This window comes from Zarconia navalis LEGE 11467, from assembly GCF_015207075.1.
Classification (GTDB): domain Bacteria; phylum Cyanobacteriota; class Cyanobacteriia; order Cyanobacteriales; family Geitlerinemataceae; genus Zarconia; species Zarconia navalis.
Genome location: NZ_JADEXN010000343.1, coordinates 1 through 6,009, shown reverse-complemented (window position 1 = coordinate 6,009; position 6,009 = coordinate 1). Strand labels below are relative to the sequence as shown.

The following is a 6,009-nucleotide window of genomic DNA, read 5'->3' as shown; positions in this document are numbered from 1 at the left end:
TCTAAGCGGCGTGCTAATGGGTCTAACGGTTGCGCCCTTTGAGCTATGGGGGCTGGCCTGGGTTGCCATCGTTCCTCTGTGGGTGTTGCTGGCGCGATCGCCCACTCGGGTGTGGGCTTTCTCCCTTTCCCTAGCATGGGGCATCGGCTACCACGCGATCGCCCTATTTTGGATTACCGGCGTGCATCCGATGACGTGGATGGGCGTACCCTGGCTGGCAAGTTTGGCGATTGCTCTGTTTTGTTGGGTTTTTATTACTCTCTGGGGAGCGATGTTAGTGGCAGTTTGGGGCTTGTTTCTATTTGAATTTCGAACGTCAACTTTCAAAATTCGTCCTGGAAAGTTAATGGAGAGAGAAACGGAAATCGATCGCTTGCCGAAAACAAAATTTCCAGTCAAGGGCGATCGCGTTACTCCCGTCCTAAGCATTTTAGTGGGAACGGCACTGTGGTGCATTCTCGAAAGCTTGTGGAGTGCGACCCCCCTCTGGTGGCCCTGGCTGGGATTAACTCAAAGCCCTCACAATTTAGTCATTTTACATCTAGGGCAACTCTCGGGCCCGAGTACTGTAGCTGCAGCGATCGTGGCGGTGAATGGGTTCCTTGCCGAGGCTTGGATCGCCCGATTTTCTCTCTTTTCCCAGATGGCGATCGAACACAGAAAGGCGATGGCGCGCGGGTATTCGATCGTCGCAGCAGCGATCCTCATCGGTTCCCACGGACTGGGGTTTTGGCTGTTCGATCGACCCCTTGAAGAATCCCCAGAAACCGCCCTGAAAGTGGGTATTATTCAAGGTAATATTCCCAATGAAATTAAACTGTATCCGGGGGGAATTCGTCGGGCGCTCGAAGGTTATGTCAGTGGCTATCGAACCCTTGCCGATGAAGATGTTGAAGTCATTCTCACCCCAGAAACCGCATTACCCGTACTCTGGACGCAAGCCAACCGATTTCGTCGAGATTCTCCCGCCGGACATTTATATCGAGCGATTTTGGAACGGGGCGTTCCCATTTGGATTGGAGGATTTGGGTTAGAAGAAAGCGAGGGTTCAAATAATTTTACCAATAGCTTATTTTCCGTCGATGGCGATGGAAAAACAAGCGGTCGCTACGACAAAATTAAGCTCGTTCCCTTAGGAGAATACATTCCTTTTGAAAACCTCTTGGGCCAAATTATCGATCGCCTTTCCCCCCTCGATGCCCATTTAGTGGCTGGAGAACCGGGGCAAACCTTCGACACCCCTTTCGGACGGGCGATCGTTGGGATTTGTTACGAGTCGGCATTTCCCCAGCACTTCCGGCGACAAGCAGCTGCGGGGGGCGAATTTATTCTCAGTGCTGCGAACAACGCCCACTACGCCGAGTCTATGCCAGCCCAACACCATGCCCAGGACGTGATGCGGGCGATCGAAACCGATCGCCCGGCGGTGCGGGCAACTAATACTGGATATTCGGCGATCGTCGACCCCCATGGAAAAACCCTGTGGCAGTCCGGGATTAATACCTATCAAGTGCGTGCAGATACTATCTATCGACGCACAACTCAGACGCTATACGTGCGCTGGGGAAATTGGCTGGTTTGGATGTTGGGAATTTTGGGGGCGATCGCGATCGGATGGCAGGTCTATTGGAAAGACGATCGCTTGTAGGGGTAGTGCCCCCGTTTCTCGACGGGAGACAACCCATCCATGAAATTTCTGTCAAACCCTACACCGAAAGCCCCACTTCAATCTCACCCAAAAATTGCCTGCCGACAATTTACTAGTCACTCTGGGTCTAATCTGTTAGTCTAACTTAAATAAGTCTTGGGAACAGTAACAATAGTGGATATTTCAATTGGGCGAGGCAAGACTGCTCGCCGAGCCTACGGAATTGACGAAATTGCCCTCGCGCCGGGAGCGCGTACCCTCGATCCGACCCTTGCGGATACGAGTTGGACCATTGGCGGGATCGATCGGGAAATCCCGATTATTGCCAGTGCGATGGATGGCGTCGTCGATGTCCGTATGGCTGTCTTACTCTCAGAGTTAGGGGCGTTAGGGGTTTTAAACCTCGAAGGAATTCAAACCCGCTACGACGATCCCAATCCGATTCTCGATCGCATCGCCGGGGTAAGCAAAACAGAATTTGTCACCCTCATGCAAGAACTTTACGCCAAGCCGGTTCAACCGGAACTGATCGAACGGCGGATTGCAGAAATTAAAAGCCAGGGGGGAATTGCCGCCGTGAGTTTGACTCCTGCCGGTGCGGTTAAATACGGCTCGACCGTTGCTGCATCTGGAGCGGATCTCGTTTTCGTGCAGGCAACGGTGGTTTCTACCGCTCACTTATCGCCAGAGTCGGTGAGTCCCCTCGATTTAGCGGGCTTCTGCCAAGAAATGCCCATGCCTGTGGCTTTGGGGAACTGCGTCACCTACGATGTCACCTTACAACTCATTAAAGCTGGGGCGGCTGCTGTCCTGGTGGGCATCGGACCGGGGGCGGCTTGTACCTCTCGCGGCGTCCTCGGCGTGGGGGTTCCCCAAGCGACTGCCGTTGCCGACTGTGCCGCCGCGCGGGATGACTTCTTCAACGAAACGGGCAAGTACGTTCCCGTAATTGCCGATGGTGGTTTGATTACCGGGGGCGATATCTGTAAAAGTATTGCCTGCGGGGCTGATGGCGTGATGATCGGTTCTCCCATCGCTCGGGCGGCCGAAGCGCCGGGACGGGGCTACCATTGGGGAATGGCAACTCCGAGTCCGGTCTTACCGCGCGGAACCCGCATCAACGTGGGCACCACTGGAACCATCGAGCAAATTCTCCGAGGACCGGCAGGGCTCGATGATGGCACTCACAACTTCCTGGGGGCGGTGCAAACGAGCATGGGAACCCTGGGGGCAAAAAACCTGAAAGAAATGCAGCAAGTGGAAGTGACGATCGCACCTTCGCTATTGACTGAAGGTAAAGTTTACCAAAAGGCTCAGCAACTGGGGATGGGTAAATAAGAAAAGCCGGGCAAAGGATCGGGGAATGTCGTCATTCGCTTTTCCCCCGTTACCTTTGCCTCATTGGTGAATGCTTTTTGAACCTGTTTGTTAAGCTCAGACGATAGATAATCTCTAGTACAAGGCGGCGGGAGTCTAACTACCATTTCTCTAATCGAGTGTCCCGATCGTGGTGTATCCGGCGGAACTAATGGTGGGTGAATTCCCGCCCTCGTGTACTAGACTTCTCGATCTCGATTGTCTTCGTAATGCATTGGACTTTGGACGTTGAAACTCGATCGACGATCGTAGTTTTCGTGAAGGTAGACCCCAACCCACTTAAACGGGATAGGCACGGAGGCACGACCCCTACAGGGTTAAAAATTTTTTGAGTCCACTGTTTGTGGGGTCAATGTTTCTGTAAGCCACTATAAATCGATCGCTGAAGTTTGAAGTTGAAACGAGCTATGTCAAGGAATTATGCTCGGAGATTAGTTTTTCGACTCTTGCTTCATCAATGCGAGTGGTGAATCTTTTCGCTTCGTGTATATCGCGGGTTGTTTTGGCAACGTTAAATGCCGAACCCACAGAAAAAAGCAATCCCATCCCCATAAAACCCTTCGTCCAATTATCGGTGGGTAGATAAATGATACCGACGGTTGTCGCACAGATCGCAAGAATGAAGGAAGCCCAAGCTTGAAAAATCCAAGCATCACTATGAGAAGACTTTGTATATTTTTCTTGCATAATTATCCTCCTAAAATGAAGAAGTAGCGGTTGGGGGCAACTCACTCGATAATTTCACAAAGTTCGAGCAATTTCCTCTCAGATCGGGACACTTTTTTAAGTGGATAGTACCCGACAGGGGGTAAGGTTAAAGCTCGATCGTGCCGATCGAGCTTTTTGGGTTTATTGCTTTGACTACTTTCTTAAGTCGATTCAACGATCGATCGTTCAGAATTCCTTAAAAAAATGATACCCAGTTCGCTTAAATACTTCTTATTAAAATTTGTATAATTTTAGGCACAAGCGATTCTTTATTGTCAGTAATTATCTCAAATTCATATTATTGATTGCGAAAAACTTAAAAATATTTACAAACTCAAACTCGAGGTCGTTTTTTGAATATGTAACGTTTGTTGAAGATCGACTTGAGTGAAGACAGCAAATGCGAATTGTCCCCTCGAGATCGTAAAATCAATGAAGTAACGCGCGCCAAAGATGCCCGAACCGTGATTCCAGAACAGACTCCCCCAACATCAATCGATTTCCCGCTTTCTCTAATCGAGAAAGTGCATCGCTGGTTGCGACGAGTGCGCCTGCTGTTGCTCGTCCCGATCGCCCTTCTGGGTCTATCGGGCTGCGTGCGCTACGATGTGGGGGTCAACTTCGACAGCCAAACTCACGGCACGATCGTCCAACAGATCGAGCTGTCCGAAAGGCTCGCTAATTTGAGTGCCGGTACGGTGCAAGACTGGCTTGATAGCATCGAGCAACGCGCTCGTCACCTGCACGGAAAAACCAAGCGAACGACCGACCGCGAAATCCTCGTTACCATTCCCTTCAATAACGGCGCAGAACTCGTCGAAAAATTTAATGGCTTTTTCAACCCCGAAGAGGACAGCTCTCAGGCGGGGGAACGGGACGGGTCGCAATTACCAAAACTGGCCTCTCATCTAAGCCTCAAGCAGTATAACTGGATCTTTGCCCTGCACGATCGCTTGAGTTTAGATCTCGATTTGCGGGCGCTGGGCACCATTTCCGACGGCGATCGCGTCATCGTCACACCAGATTCGATCGTCGATTTGAGCTTCCAACTCAACACCCCTTGGGGAGCTACCCGCGTCCAGGCCGATGGCAAGAAGATCGATCTCGCCAGCGATACCGACGATCGACAATTGGCATGGCATCTGGAGGCGGGGCAACTCAACCATCTCGAAGCCGTCTTTTGGGTTCCCAGTCCCATCGGCATCGGTACGGCCCTCATCGTCGCCCTCGTCATCGCGGGGAACTTTCTCAAATATCGCCTTTTGCCGGCCTGGGGACTCGACCGCAGACCCCGCAACCCGCGCCGTCCCCAAACTCCCTAATAGATCGCCTTTACAACACGATCGCAAAATCCTCCACCCCGATCGCGTTCGCGTTCACTCCTTCGAGGAGAATCGAGAGTCCATCAGCAGTAATTTGGGTATTGCTTCCCACCTGAGCGACCGTCAGATCGTCGAAGCTCAACCCATCTTTGAGACCGATGACATCTTGATTGTTCGTAAAGTCGGCGACCGTATCGTTTCCGTCTCCCGGTCGGAAGTCGAAGCGATCGACTCCACCACCGCCCCGAAGACTATCTAACCCGCGATCGCCGATGAGGACATCATTATTGCTACCGCCGATGAGGACATCATTTCCTTGACCGCCGTGGAGGGTATTGTTGCCATCCCCACCCACGAGGATATCAATTCCTTGATTCCCAAACAGCTCGTCATCTCCCGCTTGACCGTGGAGGCAATCGTTACCCAGGTTACCCAAAATTACATCGTTTCCCTCACCGCCGATCGCCCCATCGTTGTCTTGTCCGGCGAAAATTAAATCGTCTCCCGTACCTCCATCGATAAAGTCAATACCGGAATTCCCGAAAATGACATCGTCGCCATTTTCCCCCAGCAGATGATCGTTACCCAACTCTCCAGCAAGGATGTCGTCGCCCGAGTTACCGTTGACCCCATCATTTTCTCGTCCGGCAAAAACGCGATCGATCCCATCCCCAGTGACAATGACATCTCGACCCTGATTGCCGAAAATCAGATCGTCACCGGCACTACCCAAGAGCTTGTCGGTGTCGGCAAAACCCACAAGTCCGGCGAACTCAGCATTACGCGCATCGAGGGTATTGGGATTCTCATCCCCGAAAAGAAGACCTCCACCTAAGGTATCGCCAGTCAAATTGAGACTGGGGAAAATCAACAGATTGTTCACCAGTTGGCAGGCATCGTAGTTAGGGTCGGGGGGAATGCTGCTATCGGGTAGCTCGATTATCTGACGAGATG

General features: G+C 51.7%; 5 protein-coding genes. 3 read left to right on the top strand and 2 right to left on the bottom strand.

Annotated elements, in window-relative coordinates; genetic code table 11:
- Together lnt and IQ235_RS16530 are read left to right on the top strand one after the other, a co-directional pair.
- On the top strand, positions 1–1,648 hold a 1,648-nt coding region (gene lnt, locus IQ235_RS16535; protein WP_264322531.1), incomplete at its 5' end, for an apolipoprotein N-acyltransferase.
- A gap of 174 nt (positions 1,649–1,822) precedes the next feature.
- Entirely contained in the window at positions 1,823–2,986 is a 1,164-nt protein-coding gene (locus IQ235_RS16530) for a GuaB3 family IMP dehydrogenase-related protein (protein ID WP_264322530.1), read from the top strand.
- 444 nt (positions 2,987–3,430) lie between these two features.
- On the opposite strand, the gene IQ235_RS16525 is transcribed toward IQ235_RS16530, so the two are convergent.
- Entirely contained in the window at positions 3,431–3,712 is a 282-nt protein-coding gene (locus IQ235_RS16525) for a YiaA/YiaB family inner membrane protein (protein ID WP_264322529.1), read from the bottom strand.
- Positions 3,713–4,140: 428 nt separating this feature from the next.
- Between IQ235_RS16525 and IQ235_RS16520 the strand changes: the two genes are divergently transcribed.
- Complete coding sequence (locus IQ235_RS16520) at positions 4,141–5,055, top strand: DUF3153 domain-containing protein (RefSeq protein ID WP_264322528.1); 915 nt, start codon at positions 4,141–4,143, stop codon at positions 5,053–5,055.
- 10 nt (positions 5,056–5,065) lie between these two features.
- On the opposite strand, the gene IQ235_RS16515 is transcribed toward IQ235_RS16520, so the two are convergent.
- A partial coding sequence (locus IQ235_RS16515) for a calcium-binding protein (protein ID WP_319592608.1) occupies positions 5,066–6,009 on the bottom strand: 944 nt, incomplete at its 5' end.